The sequence below is a fragment of the Streptomyces sp. NPDC096205 genome, assembly GCF_044763135.1.
Taxonomy (GTDB): Bacteria; Actinomycetota; Actinomycetes; order Streptomycetales; family Streptomycetaceae; genus Streptomyces.
The window spans coordinates 627,369-647,541 of sequence record NZ_JBIWFS010000001.1 but is presented as its reverse complement, the minus strand read 5'-3'; the positions used below and the strand labels follow the sequence as shown (position 1 = coordinate 647,541).

19 protein-coding genes are annotated in these 20,173 nt (G+C 72.3%); 14 read left to right on the top strand and 5 right to left on the bottom strand.

Annotated features, from left to right (window positions below; genetic code table 11):
* Window positions 1-68: 68 nt before the first annotated feature.
* Both ACIQ6Y_RS02955 and ACIQ6Y_RS02950 read left to right on the top strand, forming a co-directional pair.
* The gene (locus tag ACIQ6Y_RS02955) at window positions 69-1,169 is read left to right on the top strand and encodes a WD40/YVTN/BNR-like repeat-containing protein (RefSeq protein ID WP_404031976.1); all 1,101 of its coding nucleotides are present in this window, start codon (window positions 69-71) and stop codon (window positions 1,167-1,169) included.
* 71 nt (window positions 1,170-1,240) lie between these two features.
* Window positions 1,241-1,564, top strand: a complete 324-nt coding sequence (locus ACIQ6Y_RS02950) for a plasmid stabilization protein (RefSeq protein ID WP_404031974.1) — start codon at window positions 1,241-1,243, stop codon at window positions 1,562-1,564.
* Between the two features lie 3 nt (window positions 1,565-1,567).
* Here ACIQ6Y_RS02950 and ACIQ6Y_RS02945 read toward each other — a convergent pair whose 3' ends face one another.
* Window positions 1,568-1,864, bottom strand: a complete 297-nt coding sequence (locus tag ACIQ6Y_RS02945; RefSeq protein ID WP_404031972.1) for a YciI family protein — start codon at window positions 1,862-1,864, stop codon at window positions 1,568-1,570.
* A 42-nt stretch (window positions 1,865-1,906) separates the two neighbouring features.
* Between ACIQ6Y_RS02945 and ACIQ6Y_RS02940 the strand changes: the two genes are divergently transcribed.
* Window positions 1,907-2,602 (top strand): endonuclease V, encoded by a 696-nt coding sequence (locus tag ACIQ6Y_RS02940; protein ID WP_404031970.1) that lies wholly within the window; start codon window positions 1,907-1,909, stop codon window positions 2,600-2,602.
* A 163-nt stretch (window positions 2,603-2,765) separates the two neighbouring features.
* On the top strand, window positions 2,766-2,912 hold the full coding sequence (gene mmpA, locus ACIQ6Y_RS02935) for a morphogenic membrane protein MmpA (RefSeq protein ID WP_404031967.1): 147 nt from the start codon (window positions 2,766-2,768) through the stop codon (window positions 2,910-2,912).
* A 7-nt stretch (window positions 2,913-2,919) separates the two neighbouring features.
* Here the strand turns inward: mmpA and ACIQ6Y_RS02930 are convergent, their stop codons facing one another.
* Window positions 2,920-4,089 (bottom strand): saccharopine dehydrogenase family protein, encoded by a 1,170-nt coding sequence (locus ACIQ6Y_RS02930; protein WP_404031964.1) that lies wholly within the window; start codon window positions 4,087-4,089, stop codon window positions 2,920-2,922.
* A gap of 91 nt (window positions 4,090-4,180) precedes the next feature.
* Here ACIQ6Y_RS02930 and ACIQ6Y_RS02925 point away from each other — a divergent pair, with 91 nt between their 5' ends.
* The 5 genes from ACIQ6Y_RS02925 to ACIQ6Y_RS02905 all read left to right on the top strand — a co-directional run bounded on the left by ACIQ6Y_RS02925 (window position 4,181) and on the right by ACIQ6Y_RS02905 (window position 10,588).
* Complete coding sequence (locus tag ACIQ6Y_RS02925) at window positions 4,181-4,561, top strand: MmcQ/YjbR family DNA-binding protein (RefSeq protein WP_404031962.1); 381 nt, start codon at window positions 4,181-4,183, stop codon at window positions 4,559-4,561.
* Window positions 4,562-4,703: 142 nt separating this feature from the next.
* Window positions 4,704-5,864, top strand: coding sequence for a CaiB/BaiF CoA transferase family protein (locus ACIQ6Y_RS02920; protein ID WP_404031959.1), 1,161 nt, complete (start codon window positions 4,704-4,706; stop codon window positions 5,862-5,864).
* On the top strand, window positions 5,861-7,075 hold the full coding sequence (locus ACIQ6Y_RS02915; RefSeq protein WP_404031956.1) for an acetyl-CoA C-acetyltransferase: 1,215 nt from the start codon (window positions 5,861-5,863) through the stop codon (window positions 7,073-7,075). The genes ACIQ6Y_RS02920 and ACIQ6Y_RS02915 overlap by 4 nt, the downstream gene beginning before the upstream one ends.
* 38 nt (window positions 7,076-7,113) lie before the next feature.
* Entirely contained in the window at window positions 7,114-9,294 is a 2,181-nt protein-coding gene (locus tag ACIQ6Y_RS02910) for a 3-hydroxyacyl-CoA dehydrogenase NAD-binding domain-containing protein (RefSeq protein WP_404031953.1), read from the top strand.
* Window positions 9,295-9,472: 178 nt separating this feature from the next.
* On the top strand, window positions 9,473-10,588 hold the full coding sequence (locus ACIQ6Y_RS02905) for a glycoside hydrolase domain-containing protein (protein ID WP_404031950.1): 1,116 nt from the start codon (window positions 9,473-9,475) through the stop codon (window positions 10,586-10,588).
* A gap of 215 nt (window positions 10,589-10,803) precedes the next feature.
* Here the strand turns inward: ACIQ6Y_RS02905 and ACIQ6Y_RS02900 are convergent, their stop codons facing one another.
* Window positions 10,804-11,520, bottom strand: coding sequence for a MerR family transcriptional regulator (locus ACIQ6Y_RS02900; protein WP_404031947.1), 717 nt, complete (start codon window positions 11,518-11,520; stop codon window positions 10,804-10,806).
* 221 nt (window positions 11,521-11,741) lie between these two features.
* Between ACIQ6Y_RS02900 and ACIQ6Y_RS02895 the strand changes: the two genes are divergently transcribed.
* Genes ACIQ6Y_RS02895 through ACIQ6Y_RS02880 form a run of 4 tightly spaced genes read left to right on the top strand, consistent with a single transcriptional unit; the run spans window position 11,742 to window position 15,221 of the window.
* Window positions 11,742-13,211: an amino acid permease gene (locus tag ACIQ6Y_RS02895; RefSeq protein WP_404031945.1), complete on the top strand. Its 1,470-nt coding sequence runs from the start codon at window positions 11,742-11,744 to the stop codon at window positions 13,209-13,211.
* A 43-nt stretch (window positions 13,212-13,254) separates the two neighbouring features.
* Window positions 13,255-13,734 carry a macro domain-containing protein gene (locus ACIQ6Y_RS02890; RefSeq protein WP_404031942.1) on the top strand — a complete coding sequence of 160 codons (480 nt, stop codon included), beginning with the start codon at window positions 13,255-13,257 and terminating at the stop codon, window positions 13,732-13,734.
* 18 nt (window positions 13,735-13,752) lie between these two features.
* Window positions 13,753-14,241 (top strand): hypothetical protein, encoded by a 489-nt coding sequence (locus ACIQ6Y_RS02885; RefSeq protein WP_404031940.1) that lies wholly within the window; start codon window positions 13,753-13,755, stop codon window positions 14,239-14,241.
* Between the two features lie 59 nt (window positions 14,242-14,300).
* A complete protein-coding gene (locus ACIQ6Y_RS02880) occupies window positions 14,301-15,221 on the top strand; it encodes an adenosine kinase (protein WP_404031937.1) in 921 nt (306 codons plus the stop codon).
* Window positions 15,222-15,228: 7 nt separating this feature from the next.
* Here the strand turns inward: ACIQ6Y_RS02880 and ACIQ6Y_RS02875 are convergent, their stop codons facing one another.
* On the bottom strand, window positions 15,229-16,749 hold the full coding sequence (locus ACIQ6Y_RS02875; RefSeq protein WP_404031935.1) for a M1 family metallopeptidase: 1,521 nt from the start codon (window positions 16,747-16,749) through the stop codon (window positions 15,229-15,231).
* Window positions 16,750-17,227: 478 nt separating this feature from the next.
* Between ACIQ6Y_RS02875 and ACIQ6Y_RS02870 the strand changes: the two genes are divergently transcribed.
* On the top strand, window positions 17,228-18,868 hold the full coding sequence (locus ACIQ6Y_RS02870) for an ABC-F family ATP-binding cassette domain-containing protein (RefSeq protein ID WP_404031932.1): 1,641 nt from the start codon (window positions 17,228-17,230) through the stop codon (window positions 18,866-18,868).
* A gap of 11 nt (window positions 18,869-18,879) precedes the next feature.
* Here ACIQ6Y_RS02870 and ACIQ6Y_RS02865 read toward each other — a convergent pair whose 3' ends face one another.
* Entirely contained in the window at window positions 18,880-20,049 is a 1,170-nt protein-coding gene (locus tag ACIQ6Y_RS02865; RefSeq protein ID WP_404031929.1) for a serine hydrolase domain-containing protein, read from the bottom strand.
* Window positions 20,050-20,173 lie beyond the last annotated feature (124 nt).

Sequence of the window (20,173 nt, the reverse complement as noted above, 5' to 3'; positions counted from 1 at the left end):
TGCCGGACGGGCCACGGCCCTCTGGACGGGGCCCGGGCGGTCGGCTAGCTTCGCGCGCCATGAGGCGTATGGGGAGCACGCGAGGGACGGGACGGCCGAGGCGCACAGCGAAGGCGGTGGTGGCGGCGCTGGCCTGCGGGGCGGCACTGGCCGCGCTGGCCGCCGTACCGGCGCAGGCGAGGCAGCATGAGCGGACGCCGCACTGGGCGCTGAAGGACACCGGCACCCCCGAGGTCCGCTTCCGGGGCCTGGCCGCCGTCAGCCGGCAGGTCGCCTGGGTGTCCGGCAGCGCCGGAACGGTCCTGCGCACCACCGACGGCGGCGCGAGCTGGCGGAACGTCTCGCCGCCCGGCGCGGCCGAGCTGCAGTTCCGGGACATCGAGGCCTTCGACGCCCGGCGGGCGGTGGTGCTGGCCATCGGTGAAGGCGAGTCCTCCCGGGTGTACCGCACCGAGGACGGCGGGGCGACCTGGACGGAGTCCTTCCGCAACACCGACGCGCGGGCCTTCTACGACTGCCTCACCTTCTTCGACCACCGCCACGGCCTCGCCATGAGCGACCCGGTCGAGGGCAGGTTCCGCATCCTGTCCACCGGCGACGGCGGCCGCACCTGGCAGGTACTGCCGGACGACGGCATGCCCGCGGCGCTGGAGGGCGAGGCCGGGTTCGCGGCGAGCGGCCAGTGCCTGGTCGCCTCCGGGCCCAAGGACGTCTGGCTGGCCACCGGCGGCGGCGCGCACGCGCGCGTGCTGCACTCCGCGGACCGCGGCCTGACCTGGACCGCCACCGACGCGCCGATCCCGGCCGGCGACCCCGCCCGCGGTGTCTTCGGCCTGGCCTTCCGTGACCGTACGCACGGACTGGCGGTCGGCGGCGACTACCGCCCCGACCAGGCCTCCCCGCAGGCCGCGGCCCGCACCCGCGACGGCGGGCGCACCTGGCAGCCGGCCGCGCGGCCCCCGGCCGCCTACCGTTCCGGCGTCGCCTGGCTCCCGCACAGCCGCACCGCCGCCCTCGCCGTCGGCCCCACCGGCACCGACCTGACCACCGACGCAGGGCGCACCTGGCGGACCGTCGACACCGGTTCGTACGACACGGTCGACTGCACCCCCGACCACGCCTGCTGGGCGTCCGGCGAGAAGGGCCGCGTGGCCCGTCTGGAGGACTGACCGCTCCCGCCGCGTGCCGTCACCGCGAAACGCGGGTACCCGGTGACGGCACGTGAAAGGAGTGAGTGCACATGCCACGCGGTTCCAGCCCCAAGCGGGAACGCCAGTACGAGCACATCAAGGAGAGCGCGGAGGAACGGGGAGAGAGCACGTCCCGCGCCAAGGAGATCGCCGCGCGCACCGTGAACAAGGAACGCGCCCGCTCCGGCGAGTCGAAGACCGCGAGCCGCACCTCGACCCAGGACATGTCGTCGGGCAAGCGGGGCGGCCAGCGCTCCGGCAAGGGTTCCCAGGGACCCACCTACGACCAGCTGTACGAGGAGGCCAAGCGCCGCAACATCCACGGCCGTTCGGACATGAACAAGGCGCAGCTGCAGCGCGCGCTGGGCAAGTGAACCTCAGCGGGGCGCCTCGCGGTACCGCTCCAGACCAGGCGCCGTCTTCGTGGCGACGAACTCCGTGACGCGGTAGTCGCTCACCCCGGCGATCACGAACGGGTCGCTCGCGACGACCCGTTCGATCGCCGCGCGGTCCTCGGCGACGGCGATGATCACCCCGCCGTCACGAGGGTCCTTGCGCCCCGACGCCAGGAACCGCCCCTGCGCGTACTGCTCGTCGAGCCAGACCATGTGCGCCGGCAGCACCGCGTCCACGGCCTCCAGCGGGGCGGTGTAGGTCAGTTCGAGGACAAACATGATCGCGAGCCTATCCCGGGGGACCGTACGCTCGTGTCCATCATGACGACGACCGTACGCATCCCCGCGGGCTGGCCCGCGACCGAGGAAGAGGCCCGCGCGGTGCAGGACGAACTGCGCGGTCGAGTGGTCCTGGACGAGCCGGGCCCACCGCCCGGCACGGGCCATGTCACCGGGGTCGACGTGGCCTACGACGACGAGCACGACCTTGTCGCGGCGGCCGCGGTCGTCCTGGACGCGGCGAGCCTGGACGTGGTGGCCGAGGCGACGGCCGTGGGCCGTGTCTCCTTCCCCTACGTCCCCGGCCTGCTGGCTTTCCGTGAGATCCCCACCGTCCGCGCCGCCCTCGACGCCCTGCCGTGCCCGCCCGGCCTCGTCGTCTGCGACGGCTACGGCCTCGCCCACCCCCGCCGCTTCGGCCTGGCCAGCCACCTGGGCGTGCTGACCGGGCTGCCGACGATCGGCGTCGCGAAGAACCCGTTCACCTTCACGCATGACGACCTCGCCGCCTCGCGCGGCTCCACCGCGGCCCTCCTGGCCGGCGGTGAGGAGGTCGGCCGTGCGCTGCGCACCCGCGACGGGGTCAAGCCGGTGTACGTCTCCGTGGGCCACCGCGTCTCCCTCGACAACGCCTGCGCCCACGTCCTGCACCTCACCCCGCGCTACCGCCTCCCGGAGACGACCCGCCACGCGGACGCGCTGTGCCGACAGGCGCTGCGGGGGGCGAGTGGGGGGTGATCCTCCAGCGAGGTGACCCTCCAGCGGGGTGATCCACCGGCGCGGGGACCTTCCGGCGCGGGGACCTTCCGGCGAGGGAGTGACACCTACGTAGGTATCCCACCCCCGGCCTGAGTACGCGTACGGATATCCGGCCACCTCCCTCGCCCGGAAGGCTGGCCGCATGCCTACGCACCGTGCCTCCAAGCCCGTGGCCACTCCGACCCAGCCCGTCGAGCGGGTCGTGACGGCCGCACTGGTCCTCGCCGCGCTCGCGGCCCTCGCCTGGATCGCCGGGATGATCTACACGCTCGCGCAGTGGCCCCTCTAGGCGTGGTTCAGCGGCGTGCCGCCACCCGGAAGGTGATGCCCGCGCGGGTCAGCCGGTCGATGAGTGCGTCGCCCATCGCCACCGCGGTCGTGACCTGTCCGGCCGTCGGGGGCAGATCGTCGAGGGCCAGGGAGAGCGCCGCCTCGGCGAACATCTTCGCCGTCTCGCCGTAGCCGGGGTCGCCGCCGGCGACCTCGGTGTACACGCGCCGCCCGCCGCCCTCGCCGACGAACCGTACGGAGAACCAGCTCCTGGCCCGCTTCTCGGCGCTCGGCCCCTCGCCGGGCTGCAGCCGGTCGGACAGCCAGCGGCGCGCGGCCGGGACCTGCGCGGCCGCGAACAGCGCGCCGACCGCCGCGACCCCGCCCAGCGCGACCGGCAGATGCCGTACGGCGGCGTAGTGGCGGTAGCGGAAGTCGGGGCCGTAGCGCTCCAGCGCCTTGGCCGAACGGCCCACGATCTGCGGGTCGATGGTCGGCAGGGGCAGGGCCCACGCGCCGACCTCGGCGGCGTAGCGGGGCGCACCGGTGGGCGTCGTCGCCCGGCGGCCCATCAGGCGCGGCTCGTGCCGCCGCCGGTCCCGGGCGGCCGCGATCATCTGCCGTCCGCGCGCGAACTGCCCCAGCGCGGAGGCGAAGGTGCCGCCCGAGAAGGTCGCGTCGGCGGTGACGTAGCCGTCCACGGTGAGCGGCACGCCCTCCGGCAGCTGCCGGACGGTGAAGTACGCGCCCAGGTCGTGCGGTACGGAGTCGAAGCCGCAGGCGTGCACCAGGCGGGCGCCCGTCTCCCGCGCGCGGGCGTCGTGCCGGACGTACATCAGGTCGACGAACTCCGGCTCACCGGTGAGGTCCAGATAGTCCGTGCCCGCGTCGGCGCAGGCGGCGACCAGTTCCTCGCCGTAGCGCACGTACGGGCCCACGGTCGAGGCCACCACGCGCGCGTGCCGCGCGAGATCGCGCACGGAGTCAGGGTCGGCCACGTCGGCGCGCAGCACCCCCACCCCGGGCAGGCTCTCGCGCAGCCGCTCCAGCTTCGCCTCGTCCCGGCCGGCGATCGCCCAGCGCAGCCCCTCGGGGGCGTGGGCCGCCAGATACTCGGCGGTGAGTCTGCCGACGAAGCCGGTGGCTCCGAAGAGCACGATGTCGTAAGGACGGTCCGTCCCGTTCAGCCTGCTCATGACACCCCTCGATCCCGCGGCCCGCGCCGTTGTCGGTGGCTGAGGCTAGCGTGAGGAGTGCGGAGCCCGACGACGAGCCCGGAGGTGTGCGGTGGCGGTGGCCCGAAGTGCCCTGAAGAAGTGGGAGAAAGTGCGCCAGTTCGCCCTCGGGCTGCCCGACGCGGCGGAGGACTTCCCGTGGGGCGAGACCGTCGTCAAGGTGAACAAGAAGGTGTTCGTCTTCCTCGGTGTCACCGACGGCGGCCACCCTCTGGGCGTCACCGTGAAGCTCAAGGACGAGACCGCGCACGCGCACGCCCTCAGCGCGCCGGGCGCCGAACCCGCCGGGTACGGCCTCGGCAGAGCGGGCTGGGTCAGCGTCCCGCTGGAGGGGACCGGCTCCCCGAGCGCGGACCTGCTGTGCGACTGGGTGGAGGACAGCTACCGCGCGGTGGCGCCCAAGCGGCTGACGGCCGAGCTCGACGCCCGCTGAACGGCGCCCCGGTCGCTGTCGGGCCCGCCCCCGTCGCCGTAGATTGTCTAAGCGCTTGCTCTTCCGCTCTTGCCGGAAGTGGAACGCGTTCTTAGCATCACTGGTGTTACATCAGAAGTGTCACAAGCGGCTGGGGGCCGGGATGGCGACGGCGAGGACGTCAGGGCAGGGCCCGCTGACAGGCGTGCGCGTGGTGGAGCTGGCCGGCATCGGCCCGGGGCCGTTCGCCGCGATGCTGCTGGCCGACCTCGGCGCGGACGTGGTGCGCGTGGACCGCCCCGGCGGCCCGGGGCTCGGCATCGACCCGGCGTACGACATCACCAACCGCAACAAGCGCTCGGTGGTCGTCGACCTGAAGTCCGCCGACGGGCCCGCGCGGGTGCTCGACCTCGCCGCGCGCGCCGACGTGCTGATCGAGGGCTACCGCCCCGGTGTCGCCGAACGCCTCGGGGTCGGCCCCGCGGACTGCCACGCCCGCAACCCCGCCCTCGTCTACGGCCGGATGACCGGCTGGGGCCAGGAGGGCCCCCTCGCCCAGCGCGCCGGCCACGACATCGGCTACATCGCCGTCACCGGCACCCTCGGCATGATCGGCGCCCCCGACGGACCCCCGGCCGTCCCCGCCAACCTCGTCGGCGACTACGCGGGCGGCTCCCTCTACCTGGTCGTCGGTGTCCTCGCCGCCCTGCACCACGCCCGCGCCACCGGCACCGGCCAGGTCGTCGACGCGGCCATCGTCGACGGCACCGCCCACCTCGCCTCGATGATCCACGGCATGCTCGCCGCCGGCGGCTGGCAGGACCGGCGCGGCGCCAACCTGCTGGACGGCGGCTGCCCGTACTACGGCACGTACGAGACCTCCGACGGCCGGTACATGGCCGTCGGCGCCCTGGAGGGGCAGTTCTACGACGAGTTCCTGCACCTGCTCGGCATCCCCGAACTCGCCCCGGCCCGCGCCGACTTCACCCGCTGGGGCGAACTGCGCGAGGCGATCGCGGCCCGCTTCGGCACCCGCACGAGGGACGAGTGGACGGCCGTCTTCGAGGGCTCCGACGCGTGCGTGGCGCCGGTGCTGTCGCTGCGCGAGGCCCCGCACCACCCGCATCTGGCCGCCCGCGGCACCTTCACCGACCACGGCGGCCTCACCCAGCCGGCCCCCGCGCCCCGCTTCTCCGCCACCCCCACCGCCGTCCGCGGCGGCCCCGCCCTGCCCGGCGCCGACACCGACGACGTGGCCCGCGACTGGGACGTACCGCGACTCCTCGACACCCCCGAAACCCTCGTCGAAAGGCCTCTTCCGTGAGCACCGAAGCGTATGTGTACGACGCGATCCGCACCCCGCGCGGGCGCGGCAAGGCGAACGGCTCCCTGCACGGGACCAAGCCGGTCGACCTGGTCGTCGGGCTCATCCATGAGATCCGTGCCCGCTTCCCCGGCCTCGACCCGGCCGCGATCGACGACGTCGTGCTCGGCGTGGTCGGTCCGGTCGGCGACCAGGGCTCCGACATCGCCCGGATCGCGGCGATCGCGGCCGGACTGCCGGACACGGTCGCGGGCGTGCAGGAGAACCGCTTCTGTGCCTCGGGCCTGGAGGCGGTCAACCTCGCCGCGGCCAAGGTCCGTTCGGGCTGGGAGGACCTGGTCCTCGCGGGCGGCGTGGAGTCCATGTCGCGCGTGCCGATGGCCTCCGACGGCGGCGCCTGGTTCAACGACCCGATGACCAACCTCGCCACCAACTTCGTGCCGCAGGGCATCGGCGCCGACCTCATCGCCACCATCGAGGGCTTCACCCGCCGGGACGTCGACGAGTACGCGGCCCTGTCGCAGGAGCGCGCCGCCACCGCCTGGAAGGACGGCCGCTTCGAGCGCTCCGTCGTACCGGTGAAGGACCGCAGCGGCCTGCTCGTCCTCGACCACGACGAGCACATGCGCCCGGGCACCACCGCCGACTCCCTCGCCAAGCTCAAGCCGTCCTTCGCGGACATCGGGGAGCTGGGCGGCTTCGACGCGGTCGCGCTGCAGAAGTACCACTGGGTGGAGAAGATCGACCACGTCCACCACGCGGGCAACTCCTCCGGCATCGTCGACGGCGCCTCCCTCGTCGCCATCGGCTCGCGCGAGGTCGGCGAGCGCTACGGCCTCACCCCGCGCGCGCGGATCGTCTCCGCGGCCGTCTCCGGCTCCGAGCCCACCATCATGCTCACCGGCCCGGCGCCCGCGACCCGCAAGGCGCTGGCCAAGGCGGGCCTGACCATCGACGACATCGACCTGGTCGAGATCAACGAGGCGTTCGCCGCGGTCGTCCTGCGCTTCGTGAAGGACATGGGCCTGACGCTGGACAAGGTCAACGTCAACGGCGGCGCCATCGCCCTCGGTCACCCGCTGGGCGCCACCGGCGCGATGATCCTCGGCTCGCTGATCGACGAACTCGAGCGCCAGGACAAGCGGTACGGCCTCGCCACCCTGTGCGTCGGCGGCGGCATGGGCATCGCCACGATCGTCGAGCGCGTCTGACCCCCCTTCCCGACGGATCACCACGGAGCAACCTCCCCATGAGCACTCAGCCCACCACCATCCGCTGGGAGCAGGACCGCAGCGGCGTCGTCACCCTCGTCCTCGACGACCCGGACCAGTCCGCGAACACGATGAACGCCGCCTTCCGCGCCTCCCTCGCCATGGTCACCGACCGCCTGGAGGCCGAGAAGGACACCATCCGCGGCATCATCCTCACCTCCGCCAAGAAGACGTTCTTCGCGGGCGGCGACCTGCGCGACCTCATCCGGGTCACCCCCGAGACCGCGCAGGAGCTGTTCGAGGGCGGCCTGGAGATCAAGCGGCATCTGCGCCGCATCGAGACCCTCGGCAAGCCGGTCGTCGCCGCGATCAACGGCGCCGCGCTGGGCGGCGGTTACGAGCTCGCCCTCGCCTGCCACCACCGCATCGCCCTGGACACCCCCGGCACCAAGATCGGCTGCCCCGAGGTCACGCTCGGCCTGCTGCCCGGAGGCGGCGGTGTCGCCCGTACCGTACGGCTGCTGGGCATCACGGACGCGCTGCTGAAGGTGCTCCTGCAGGGGCAGCAGTACAACGCCCGCCGCGCCCAGGAGAACGGCCTGGTCCACGAGGTCGCCGAGACCCAGGAGGAGCTCCTCGCCAAGGCACGCGCGTTCATCGAGGCCCACCCTAAGTCGCAGCAGCCCTGGGACGTCCCCGGCTACCGCATCCCCGGCGGCACCCCGGCCCACCCGAAGTTCGCCGCCAACCTGCCTGCCTTCCCGGCCAACCTGCGCAAGCAGACCGGCGGCGCCCCCTACCCGGCTCCGCGCAACATCCTCGCCGCCGCCGTCGAGGGCGCCCAGGTCGACTTCGAGACCGCCCAGGTGATCGAGGCCCGCTACTTCGTGGAGCTGGCCGCCGGGCAGACCTCGAAGAACATGATCCAGGCGTTCTTCTTCGACCTCCAGGCCGTCAACTCCGGCGCCAACCGCCCCCAGGGCATCGAGCCGCGCCAGGTCCGCAAGGTCGCCGTCCTCGGCGCCGGCATGATGGGCGCGGGCATCGCCTACTCGTGCGCCCGCGCGGGCATCGACGTCGTCCTGAAGGACGTCTCCCTCGAAGCCGCCGTCAAAGGCAAGGGCTACTCCGAGAACCTGTGCGCCAAGGCCGTCTCCCGGGGCCGCACCACCCAGGAGAAGGCGGACGCCCTGCTCGCCCGCATCACGCCCACCGCCGAGGCCGCCGACCTCGCGGGCTGCGACGCCGTCATCGAGGCCGTCTTCGAGGACACCTCCCTCAAGCACAAGGTGTTCCAGGAGATCCAGCACGTCGTCGCCCCGGACGCCCTGCTGTGCTCCAACACTTCAACCCTGCCCATCACCGCCCTCGCCGAAGGCGTGGAGCGCCAGGCCGACTTCATCGGGCTGCACTTCTTCTCGCCGGTCGACAAGATGCCGCTGGTCGAGATCATCAAGGGCGAGCGGACCGGCGACGAGGCCCTCGCCCGCGCCTTCGACCTGGTCCGGCAGATCAACAAGACGCCGATCGTCGTCAACGACTCGCGCGGCTTCTTCACCTCCCGTGTCATCGGCCACTTCATCAACGAAGGTGTCGCCATGGTCGGCGAGGGCATCGAGCCCGCCTCCGTGGAGCAGGCGGCCGCGCAGGCCGGCTACCCGGCCAAGGTCCTCTCCCTGATGGACGAGTTGACGCTCACCCTCCCGCGCAAGATCCGCAACGAGACGCGGCGCGCCGTCGAGGAGGCGGGCGGCACCTGGCAGGAGCACCCGGCCGAGGCGGTCATCGACCGCATGGTCGACGAGTTCGGCCGCACCGGCCGCAGCGGCGGAGCCGGCTTCTACGACTACGACGAGACCGGCAAGCGGGCGGGCCTGTGGCCGGGCCTGCGCGAGCACTTCACGCGTGAGGGCGCACAGATCCCCTTCGAGGACATGCAGGAACGCATGCTGTTCTCCGAGGCCCTGGACACCGTCCGGCTGATCGAGGAGGGCGTGCTGACCTCGGTCGCCGACGCCAACATCGGCTCGATCTTCGGCATCGGCTTCCCGGGCTGGACGGGCGGTGTGCTCCAGTACATCAACGGCTACGAAGGAGGCCTGCCCGGCTTCGTGGCACGCGCGCGTGAACTCGCCGAGCGCTACGGCGACCGGTTCGACCCGCCCGCTCTGCTGATCGAGAAGGCCCAGAACGGAGAGACCTTCACCGACGCACGCTGACACGCCCGTTGATCCACCACGGCCCCGGCACTCCCGCCGGGGCCGTGGTGCATCAACTACGTAATAGGGCTGGAACAGGACGGTACGACCTCTTGCCGCGAACCGGGCGAGGCTCGACTCTTGGGCCACACTCCATTGCGCGCCCAGGGGGGCCGTCATGTCGCACCAGCGCCCTGCCATGCGAAGACTTCTCGCCGTCTCCGCCTCCTGCGTCCTGGGCCCGGCCGCCGTGCTGGCGGCCGCCCCCACCGCCTCCGCCGAACCGACAACTCCCGTCACCTACCCGGCGGGCGCGACCGCGACCCGCCACTCCGGACTCGCCTTCGACACCTGCACGGCCCCGCCGCTCAGCTCGATCCGCGCCTGGAACGCCTCGCCGTACCGCGCCGTCGGCGTCTATGTCTCCGGCGTCAACCGCACCTGCACACAGCCTGAGTTGACCGCGTCCTGGGTGGCGTCGGTGTCCCAGCTGAGGTGGCGCCTGCTGCCCATCCACAAGGGCCTCCAGCCGCCCTGCGGCGCCCGCCCCTCCGACGCCAAGATCAGCAGAACCCTGTCGACCGCGCGCTCCCAGGGCACCGCCGCCGCCACCCAGGCGATCAGCGCCGCCAAGGCCCTCGGCATGCTGCCCGGCAGCGCGCTCTACAACGACATCGAGCACTACGACCAGACCGACACCGGCTGCCGCAACGCCGTCCTGACCTACCTCTCCGCCTGGACCAAGGAGTTGCACCGCGTCGGCTGGGTCTCCGGCGTCTACATGAACCTCAACCTCGGCGCCAAGCAGCTCTCCGACGCCTACACCTCCACCACCTACGCCCGCCCCGACGCCCTGTGGATAGCCCGCTACGACGGGCTCGACTCCCTCAAGGGCTGGGCGAACATCGCCGACTCCAAGTGGGCCCGGCACCAGCGCGTCAAGCAGTACCGGGGCAGCCACGACGAGACGTACGGCGGGGTGAAGCTCAACATCGACAACGACCGGCTCGACGCGCCCGTCGCCACGGTGGCGTACTCCTACAAGGTGACCAGCGCGACCCCGCTCAACGCCCGCACCGGCCCCGGCACCGGCTACCCCGTCGCCGCGACCTACGCCCCCGGCGCCACCCTCAGGGTCGTCTGCCAGACCCCCGGCACCAAGGTCGGCACCACCTCGGTGTGGAACAAGCTCAGCAACGGCCGGTACGTCACCGACCACTACGTCAGCACCCCGTCCAGCACCGGCTACAGCGCCCCGCTGCCCCGCTGCCCCGCTGCACCTACCCCTACCAGGCGACCGCCGCCGGCGGACTGACCGAGCGCAGCGGCCCCGGCAACGGATACGCGGCCGTCGGCACACTCCCCAACGGGGGACTGGCCTGGATCACTTGCCAGCGCCCCGGCACCACGGTCGGCACGACCGCGGTGTGGAACCGGCTCGACAACGGCCACTACGTCAGCGACCGGTACGTGGCCACGCCCAGCTCCACCTCGTACAGCAGGCCCATCCCGCGCTGCTGACAGCAGGGTTCACGCGCAGGGGTCCGTGAGCCACGCGCGCAGCTCTTCCCGCAGCGAGCGCTGAAACGTCGTCAGCAGTGCCTCGACGACCAGCGGATGCATGTGCGCGGAGAGCGACTTCACCTCCTGCGGGGCGCGTTCGGCCACCGCCTCCCGCAGCAGCCGCGACAGGTCGGCCGCCGCCGCCCGCGAGTGCTCGATCAGAGCCGTGCGGGCGGCGAGCAGCGTCTCCTGCGACAGCGGTACGTCGAGCAGCTCGACCCCGAGCCGCAGCAGCCCGGTGTCCACCCGGAAGCGGCCGTCGTCCTCGCGGGCGATCACATCCATCGCCGCCAGCCGCTCCACGTCCTCGTCGGCGAGCGGCCGCCCGGCCAGCCGCGCCAGCTCCTCGCGCGCCACCGACTCCACCGCCTCCGGCGCCCAGGACGCCACGACGGCCCGGTGGATCGCGAGGTCGTGCGCGCTCAGCCCGGGAGGCAGCGCGCGCAGATGGCGCTCGATCGCCGCCAGCGTCATGCCCTGCCGCTGAAGCTCCTCGATGAGCGCCAGCCGGGCCAGGTGCTCCGGGCCGTAGTGCCCGACGCGGCGCGCGCCGATCACCGGGGGCGGCAGCAGGCCCTTGGTGCCGTAGAAGCGCACGGTGCGGACCGTGACGCCCGCACGGGCGGCCAGCTCGTCGACCGTGAGGCTCGGCTCCCCGGTGCCCGTGTCCGTGTCCGTCGTCATGTTCAGCAGTATCGCTGTGACACCGGTGGTGTGACACCCATGGCTGTCATTCCCGTCTCCGCCTGTGAGAAGTAACGCTCTGTGACGTGGCTCACCGCATGCGATGCGAAGGCTGTGGGAAGGTGCTGCCTTGGTCTGTGCCGTGAATCCACGGTGAGGACCATGTCATGCAAGGCCGCTCGGCGTAACCCGCCTGGGCGCACCAGAGAGTGGAAACACCCGTGAGCAAGGACGCCGTGGACACGGCACAGGTCGCCGCCCACCCCCAGGCGACGTCTCAGGCGCCCGCCGACGCGGGCGACGCCGGTTACAGCAAGGGTCTCAAGCACCGCCACGTCAACATGATCGCGATCGGTGGCGCCATCGGCACCGGGCTCTTCCTCGGCGCCGGCGGCCGGCTGCACAACGCGGGCCCGGCGCTCGCGCTCGCCTACCTCGTGTGCGGCGTCTTCGCCTTCTTCGTGGTCCGGGCGCTGGGCGAGCTGGTCCTGTACCGGCCGTCGTCCGGCTCCTTCGTGTCGTACGCGCGCGAGTTCCTCGGCGAGAAGGGCGCGTACGTCGCCGGCTGGATGTACTTCCTGAACTGGTCGACGACCGGTATCGCCGACATCACCGCGATCGCGCTGTACACCCACTACTGGAGCGCGTTCACCAGCATCCCGCAGTGGGTGCTGGCCCTGATCGCGCTGGCGGTGGTCCTCGCGATCAACCTCATCTCGGTGAAGATCTTCGGCGAGATGGAGTTCTGGTTCGCGATCGTCAAGGTCGCCACCCTCGTCGCCTTCATGCTCGTCGGCATCTTCCTGCTGGCCACGCAGCACGAGGTCGGTGGCCAGACGCCCGGCCTGCACGTGATCACCGACAACGGCGGCGTCTTCCCGCACGGCCTCATGCCGGTCGTCCTCGTCATGCAGGGCGTGATCTTCGCGTACGCCGCCCTGGAGCTGGTCGGCGTCGCCGCCGGCGAGACCGCCGAGCCTGAGAAGGTCGTCCCGCGCGCGGTGAACTCGATCATGTGGCGCGTGGGCGTGTTCTACGTCGGCTCGGTCGTCCTGCTGGCCCTGCTGCTGCCCGGCTCGGTCTACTCGGCCGACCAGAGCCCGTTCGTGACGGTCCTGTCGAAGATCGGCGTGGAGGGCGCGGGTGACGTGATGAACCTGGTGGTCCTCACGGCCGCCATGTCGTCCCTGAACTCCGGCCTCTACTCCACCGGCCGCATCCTGCGCTCGATGGCGATGGCGGGCTCCGCCCCGAAGTTCACCGCCCGCATGAACCGCAGCCAGGTCCCCTACGGCGGCATCCTGCTCACCTGCGCGGTGTGCGTCCTCGGCGTCGGCCTGAACTTCCTCATGCCGAGCCAGGCCTTCGAGATCGTGCTGAACCTCGCCTCCCTCGGCATCATCAGCACCTGGGTGATCATCATGATCTGCCACCTGATCTTCGTCCGCCGCGCCAAGGCCGGCGAGGTCACCCGGCCCCACTTCCGCCTCCCCGGCAGCCCGGTCACCGAGATCGCGACCGTCGCCTTCCTCCTCGTCTGCCTCGGCATGATGTGGAACGACCCCGAGGTCGGCCGCAAGACCCTCTTCGCCATCCCCGTCATCGCCGCCATGCTGGTCGCCGGCTGGTACGCCATCCGCCGCCGCGCCGCGAAGACGGAGGCCCAGGAGCTGACGGAGCTCACCAAGTAGCAGCTCAGCGGCCACTGTCAGTGGCATCGCCTACGGTGGCGTCATGTCGGAGATCGTTTACGTCCGAGGTGACGCCACCGTTCCGTCGGTGAAGGGCGCGAAGGTCATCGCCCATGTCTGCAACGACATCGGGGGCTGGGGCAAGGGATTCGTCCTCGCGCTGTCGCGCCGCTGGCCGCAGCCGGAGGCCGCGTACCGCGCCTGGCACCGCGAGCGCGCGAGGAACGACTTCGGGCTCGGCGCGGTCCAGCTCGTCCAGGTCGGGCCCCATGTCTGGGTGGCCAACATGATCGGGCAGCGCGGCATACGGACCGGCAGCAAAGGCGTGCCCGTGCGGTACGAGGCCATCGACGCCGCGCTGGACCGGCTGGCCGGGCCGGTGAGCGAGCTGGGCGCCTCCGTGCACATGCCGCGGATAGGGTGCGGTCTCGCCGGAGGCAAGTGGTCGCGCGTCGAGCCGCTGATCGAGGAGCGGCTGGTGCGGCGGGGGATCGCGGTCACGGTGTACGACCATGAAGGCTGACCGGGAAGCGGGTGACGCATGGAACTGATTCCCCTGGAGATCGGTCCGCTGAATCCCCAGGTGCTGGAGATGGCGGTCGCCCTGGTGCTGTTCGCCGGCTGCTACACCGTCCTGGCCCGGCTGCTGCGCCGGATGAACGACGTGCTCGACATCCGCGAGCAGGCCACGGACGGCGTCGACCGCCAGGCCCGGGAGGCGTACGAGGTGGCCGAGGCCGTCCGCGACACGGCCCTCGCCGTGATCGCCGAGGCCCGGCACGACGCCGCCCGGATCCGCCAGCAGGCCCGGGAGGAGGGCGCGGCCCTCATCGCCGACGCCCGCGCCGAGGGCATACGCGAACGCGACGCCCTGCTCGCCGAGTTTGCGGCCCGCATCGAGGCCGACCGCGCCACGGCGAAGGCCGAACTGCGCCCGTTCGCCTCGGCGTTGGCGGAGGAACTGGCGACCCGTGTCCTCGGCGAACCCCTCGCGCCGGCGCCCCGCACGGCCGCGGCGGAGACACGCTGACCCCACGAGCGAGCCGTTACGCTGCCGACGGGGTCGCGGATCACCAGGAGGGGCCGGACATGAACCGCAGCATCGACGTCCTCGTACTCGGCGGGGCGGGCGTCGACACGATCATCCACGTGCCGCAGCTGCCGCTCCCGTACGCCGACAGCTACATGATCGAGGACGGCATCAGGGCCCGCGCCGGGCAGACCGGAGACTTCGTCGCCCTGGGGCTGAACAGCCTCGGCCTGCGCACCCACCACCTCGACATGCTCGGCGACGACCCCGAGGGCGACCTCGTGCGCGCCCTGCACCGGGACAAGGGCATCGCGCTGACCGCCGTACCGCAGCCCGCCGGCACCAAACGCGCGGTGAACCTCGTCGGACCCGACGGCCGCCGTCTGTCCCTGTACGACAGCAGCCGCGGCCACGCAGACGACCGGATTCCCGAGGACGTGCTGCGCCCCCTGGCCGAGGCCAGCCGCCATGCGCACGTGTCCATCACCCAGCCGTGCGCGCACACCCTGCCGCTGCTGCGCGAGTCCGGCGCCACGATCTCCACCGATCTGCACAACTGGGACGGCGAGAACCCGTACCACGAGCCCTTCGCGCACACCGCGGACGTCGTCTTCCTCTCCGCCACCGCCCTCACCGACCCCGAGGCCGTCATGCGCGGCATCGCCGAGCGCGGCCGCGCCGAGGTGGTCGTCGCCACGGACGGCGCGGACGGCTCCTATCTGCTGACCGGCGGCGAACTGACCCACGTCCCCGCGGTGCCGCCGCCCGCACCGGTGGTGGACTCCAACGGCGCGGGCGACGCGTACGCCGCCGCCTTCCTCTACGGCCGCCTCACCGGCGAACCCCCGCACCGCTGCGCGCTGTACGGCGCGGTCGCGGGGGCGTACGCCTGTACGGTGCCGGCGACCCGGGCGGCCGCCATCCCGGAGGCGGAACTCCTCGCCCGCGTCGGCGAGCTGGAGTCACTGCCTCTGGGCTAGGGCCCGCTCAGTGCTGGTGCTGGTGCTGGTGCTCGTGCACGTCGTTCGTCGCGGCGATCTTCTTCCACGACTTCGGCTGCACGGGCACACCGGCCGACGGAAGTGCCGGCGCGATGGACGCGGTGCGGGCCGCGGGGGCGGCGGGCTTCTCCGGCTGGAACAGCCAGGTGTCGAACAGTGCGTCGAGCTGCTGCCCGGACACCTGCTCGGCGTACGCCACGAAGTCCGCGACGGTCGCGTTGCCGTAGGCGTACCGCTGCGGCCAGCCCTTGAGGACCGCGAAGAACGCCTCGTCGCCGATCTCGTTGCGCAGCGCCTGCAGAGCCAGCGCGCCCCGGTCGTAGACGGCGATGTCGAACTGGTTCTCCGGCCCCGGGTCGCCCGGCTTCACCGTCCAGAACGGGTCGTCCGCGCCGCGCGAGGCGTACACGTAGTCGGCGATCTCCTGCGCCGTGCCCTCACCCTCGTGCTCGGACCACAGCCACTGCGCGTACCGCGCGAAGCCCTCGTTGATCCAGATGTCCTTCCAGCCGGCGACCGACACCAGGTCGCCGTACCACTGGTGGGCCAGCTCGTGCACCACCACGGAGGTGTTCGTGCCGTTCGCGAACTGCCGCGGGCTGTAGAAGGGCCGGGTCTGCGTCTCCAGCGCGTAGCCGGTGTTGGTGTTCGGCACATACCCGCCGAGCGCGTTGTAGGGGTACGGACCGAAGTACTCGGTCAGCCAGTCGGCGATCTCGCCCGAGCGCTCCACGCTCGCCCGCGCGGCCCCGTAGTTGTCGCCGAGGTCCTTGCTGTAGGCGTTGACGACGGGGATGCCGCTGTCGGTGGTCCCGGTGGTGATGTCGAACTTCCCGACCGCGAGCGTGGCCAGATAGGTGGCCTGCGGCTTGTTGGAGCGCCAGTTCCAGCGGGTCCAGCCGAGCCGCGAACTCGTCGACTGCAGACGGCCGTTGGAGATGGCCTGGGTGCCGTCCGGCACCAGCACCGACACGTCGTAGGTGGCCTTGTCCAGCGGGTGGTCGTTGCTCGGGAACCACCACCAGGCCGCCTCGGGCTCGTTCGCCCCGACACCGCCGTCCGCAGTGCGGTGCCAGCTGGTGAAGCCGTACGCCTGCTTCTGCGAGGGCACGCCGTGGTAGCGGACCACCACGGTGACGTCCGTGCCCTTGGGCAGCGGCGTCCGCGGCGTGATCTCCAGCTCGTGCTCGCCCGAGGTTTTGAAGGACGCCTTGCTGCCGTTGACCCGCACCTCGCTGACGTCCAGCAGAAAGTCCAGATCGAACCGTGACAGGTCCTGCGTGGTGCGCGCCAGCAGGGTCGCGGTCCCCTCCAGCTCGTCCGTCGCCGGCTGGTACTTCAGCCGCAGGTCGTAGTGGGAGACGTCGTATCCGCCGTTGCCGTAGGCCGGGTAGTAGGGGTCGCCGATGCCCGGTGCGCCGGGGGAGAAGCCCGCGGCCGATGCCGGGATCGCCAGCAGTACGGTGGCCGCCGCCAGTGCGCCCGGCGCGATGATTCTGCGGTGCACGAAAGCTCCAAGTCGTAGGGGCCCGAAGTCCGTTCGACCCTATTCAGTCCCGGCGCCCCCAGGCGTGTCCATGACCCCTGCTGTCACAGGAATGCCATGCGGTCGAAACAGGCCACCGGTCGCGCCGCGGGTTTCCCAGGCCTGCGCCTGGACGTCCCCTTGCCGGGCGGGCGTCACCTGGGATGGGGGGGCTGCGGATGTCGGTACGTGGGTGGGCCGGGGTGCCGCGCAGGAGCGGTCCGCCGGTGAGGGCGGGGGTGTCGACCTGGAGCGGTCCGCCGACGGAGTCGCGGTCGCCGATGCGGACCGGGGTGTCGACCGGGGCCGGTTCCCTGACGGGGGCGGAGCACCGACCGGCAGCGGCCCACCGACGGGGGGCCGGAGCGCCCACCAGGGCCGGCCCGTCGGCGAGGCGGGCGCGTCGACCAGGATCTGCCCGTCGGCGGCACCCCGCGTGCCGACTAGGATCGGCGTCCTGATGACTGCCACTCTCGTCGCGAAGAATCTCGCCGCCGGACACGGCGACCGCTCGCTGTTCAGCGGACTGGACCTGGTCGTCGCCCCCGGCGACGTGATCGGTCTGGTCGGGGCGAACGGCGCCGGGAAGTCCACCCTGCTGCGGCTGCTCGCCGGACTCGCCGTACCCGAGCAGGGGGAGATCCGGCTCTCCCCGCCCACCGCCACCGTCGGCCACCTCCCGCAGGAGCCGGAGCGCCGGGCCGGGGAGACGGTCCGGGCGTTCCTGGCCCGCCGCACGGGCGTGGCGGAGGCGCAGCGGGTCATGGACGAGGCCACCCAGGGCCTCGTCGACGGCACGCCCGGTGCCGACGACGCCTACGCGGCGAGCCTGGACCGCTGGCTGGGCCTCGGCGGCGCCGACCTGGACGAACGCGCCGAGGAGGTCGCCGACTCCCTGGGCCTCGCCGTCGACCTGGACCAGCCGATGACCTCCCTGTCCGGCGGCCAGGCGGCACGGGCCGGCCTCGCCTCGCTCCTGCTGTCCCGCTACGACGTCTTCCTGCTCGACGAGCCCACCAACGACCTCGACCTGGACGGCCTGGAACGCCTGGAGCGCTTCGTCGGCGGCCTGCGCGCCGGCACCGTCGTCGTCAGCCACGACCGCGAGTTCCTCACCCGCACGGTCACCAAGGTCCTCGAACTTGACCTCGCCCAGCAGCAGATCACCCTCTACGGCGGTGGCTACGAGGCCTACCTGGACGAGCGGGACACCGCCCGCCGGCACGCCCGCGAGGACTACGAGGAGTACGCCGACAAAAGGGCCACGCTCCAGGACCGGGCGCAGATGCAGCGCTCCTGGATGGACAAGGGCGTCAAGAACGCCCGGCGCAAGGCGAGCAACGACAACGACAAGATCGGCCGCAAGTTCCGCAGCGAGGCCAGCGAGAAGCAGGCCGCGAAGGCCCGCCAGACCCAGCGCATGATCGAACGCCTGGAGACGGTCGAGGAGCCCCGCAAGGAGTGGGAGCTGCGTATGGAGATCGCGTCGGCCCCCCGCTCGGGCGCGGTCGTCGCGACCCTGCGGGACGCGGAGGTCCGCCGCGGCGACTTCACCTTCGGCCCGGTCTCCCTCCAGATCGACTGGGCCGACCGGGTCGCGGTGACCGGCGCGAACGGCGCGGGCAAGTCCACCCTGCTCGGCGCGCTGCTCGGCCGCGTCCCCCTCGACGCCGGGCACGCCGCCCTCGGCTCGGGCGTCCTCGTCGGCGAGGTCGACCAGGCCCGCAAGCTGTTCCACGGCACCGAGGCCCTGCTGGACGCGTTCTGCGCCGCGGTCCCCGACACCGAGCCCGTCGAGGTCCGCACCCTGCTGGCCAAGTTCGGCCTGAAGTCGGACCACGTCCTGCGCCCGGCCGCCACCCTGTCACCCGGCGAACGCACCCGGGCCGCCCTCGCCCTGCTCCAGGGCAAGGGCGTCAACCTCCTCGTCCTCGACGAGCCGACGAACCACCTCGACCTCCCGGCCATCGAGCAACTGGAGTCGGCCCTCGACGCCTACGAGGGCACCCTCCTGCTGGTCACCCACGACCGCCGCATGCTCGACGCCGTGCACGTCACCCGCCGCCTGGAGGTCGCCGACGGCAAGGTCACCGAACGCTAGGCCCCGCGAACTCAGGCCTTGCCCTTCAGCAGCGCACACACGAAGTCCTCCTGGACCGCGCGCAACCGCTGCAGCAGCTCGGGCGTCTGCGCCTGGTTGATCTGGCTGGTGACGGAGAAGGTCAGGGAACGGCGTCCGTCGGGCGTGGCAGCGATCAGCTGGGTGTAGCCCGCCGTGTTGCCGGTGTGCCCCAGCACGACCCCGCAGCGGGTCGTGTACCGGAACAGCGCCAGCCCGGCGTCGTTGCGCCCCGGCCCGGCGGGCTCGGACGCGCCGCCCGGGATCCAGCGCCGCTGCTTGCGTACGACGTCGGGCCCGTACAGCCTGCCGCCCACATAGCCCCGTACGAAGCGGGTCATGTCGGTGGGCGTGGACACGATCCCGCCGGAGGCCCACACGCCGGACATGCCGATGAGCTCGCTGACGTCCTCCGGGGGCTCGGTCGGGCTCACCGCATAGCCGTGCAGATACGGCTCCGGCATCTCGTACCCCTGCGGCAGGCTGGTCTGCCGCAGGGCCAGCGGGCGGTACACCAGCTCCTCCAGCAGCCGCTCGTACGGTGTTCCGGTGACGGCCTCGGCCATCAGGGCGACGGCGATGTTGTCGGAGTTGGAGTACTGGTAGCGGCTGCCCGGCGGGAACAGCAGGGTCTGCCCGGCGAAGTCCAGCAGCCGGCGCGAGTCGAAGCGGTGGTGCGGGTCGGCCCGCAGGATCGCGATGAACTCGGGGCTGCGTGAGTAGTCGGGCAGCCCGCTGGTGTGGTTGAGCAGTTGCCGCAGCGTCACCGCGTGCCATGCCTCCGGCAGCCTCGGGAGCAGCTTGCCGAGGGTGTCGCCGAGGTGCAGGTCGCCCGACTGGACGAGGGACAGGGCGACGGCGCCGCTGAACGCCTTCGCCGTACTGGCGATGCGCATGTGGTCGTGCGGGCGGGGCGTCCGGCCCGTCTCCACATCCGCGACCCCGGCCCGGACGACCCGGCTGTGCTTCTCGTCCTGGAGCACCGCGATCACCCCGGGCGGCCCTCCGGGAGTCCGCACCAGCTCCTCCAGCCGCCGCTGCAACCCGGCGTCGTCGCGCGGCGGTTCGGGATGCCCGGCCGCCGTCGCCGGGCCGGGGGACAGCAGAGCGAGACAGAGCGCGATCAGGGACGCGGCAGCAGTCGGGGCAGGACGAGGGGGCATCGATCACTCCAGTACGGCGACGACGGGGAATCCAGCCTCGCCCCGCCCCGCCCACGACGCCCTCCGCGACTGCTGCACTCGGCCCAACGAAGCCGCACCGCCCGGCCCCGGCCACTGGACCCGC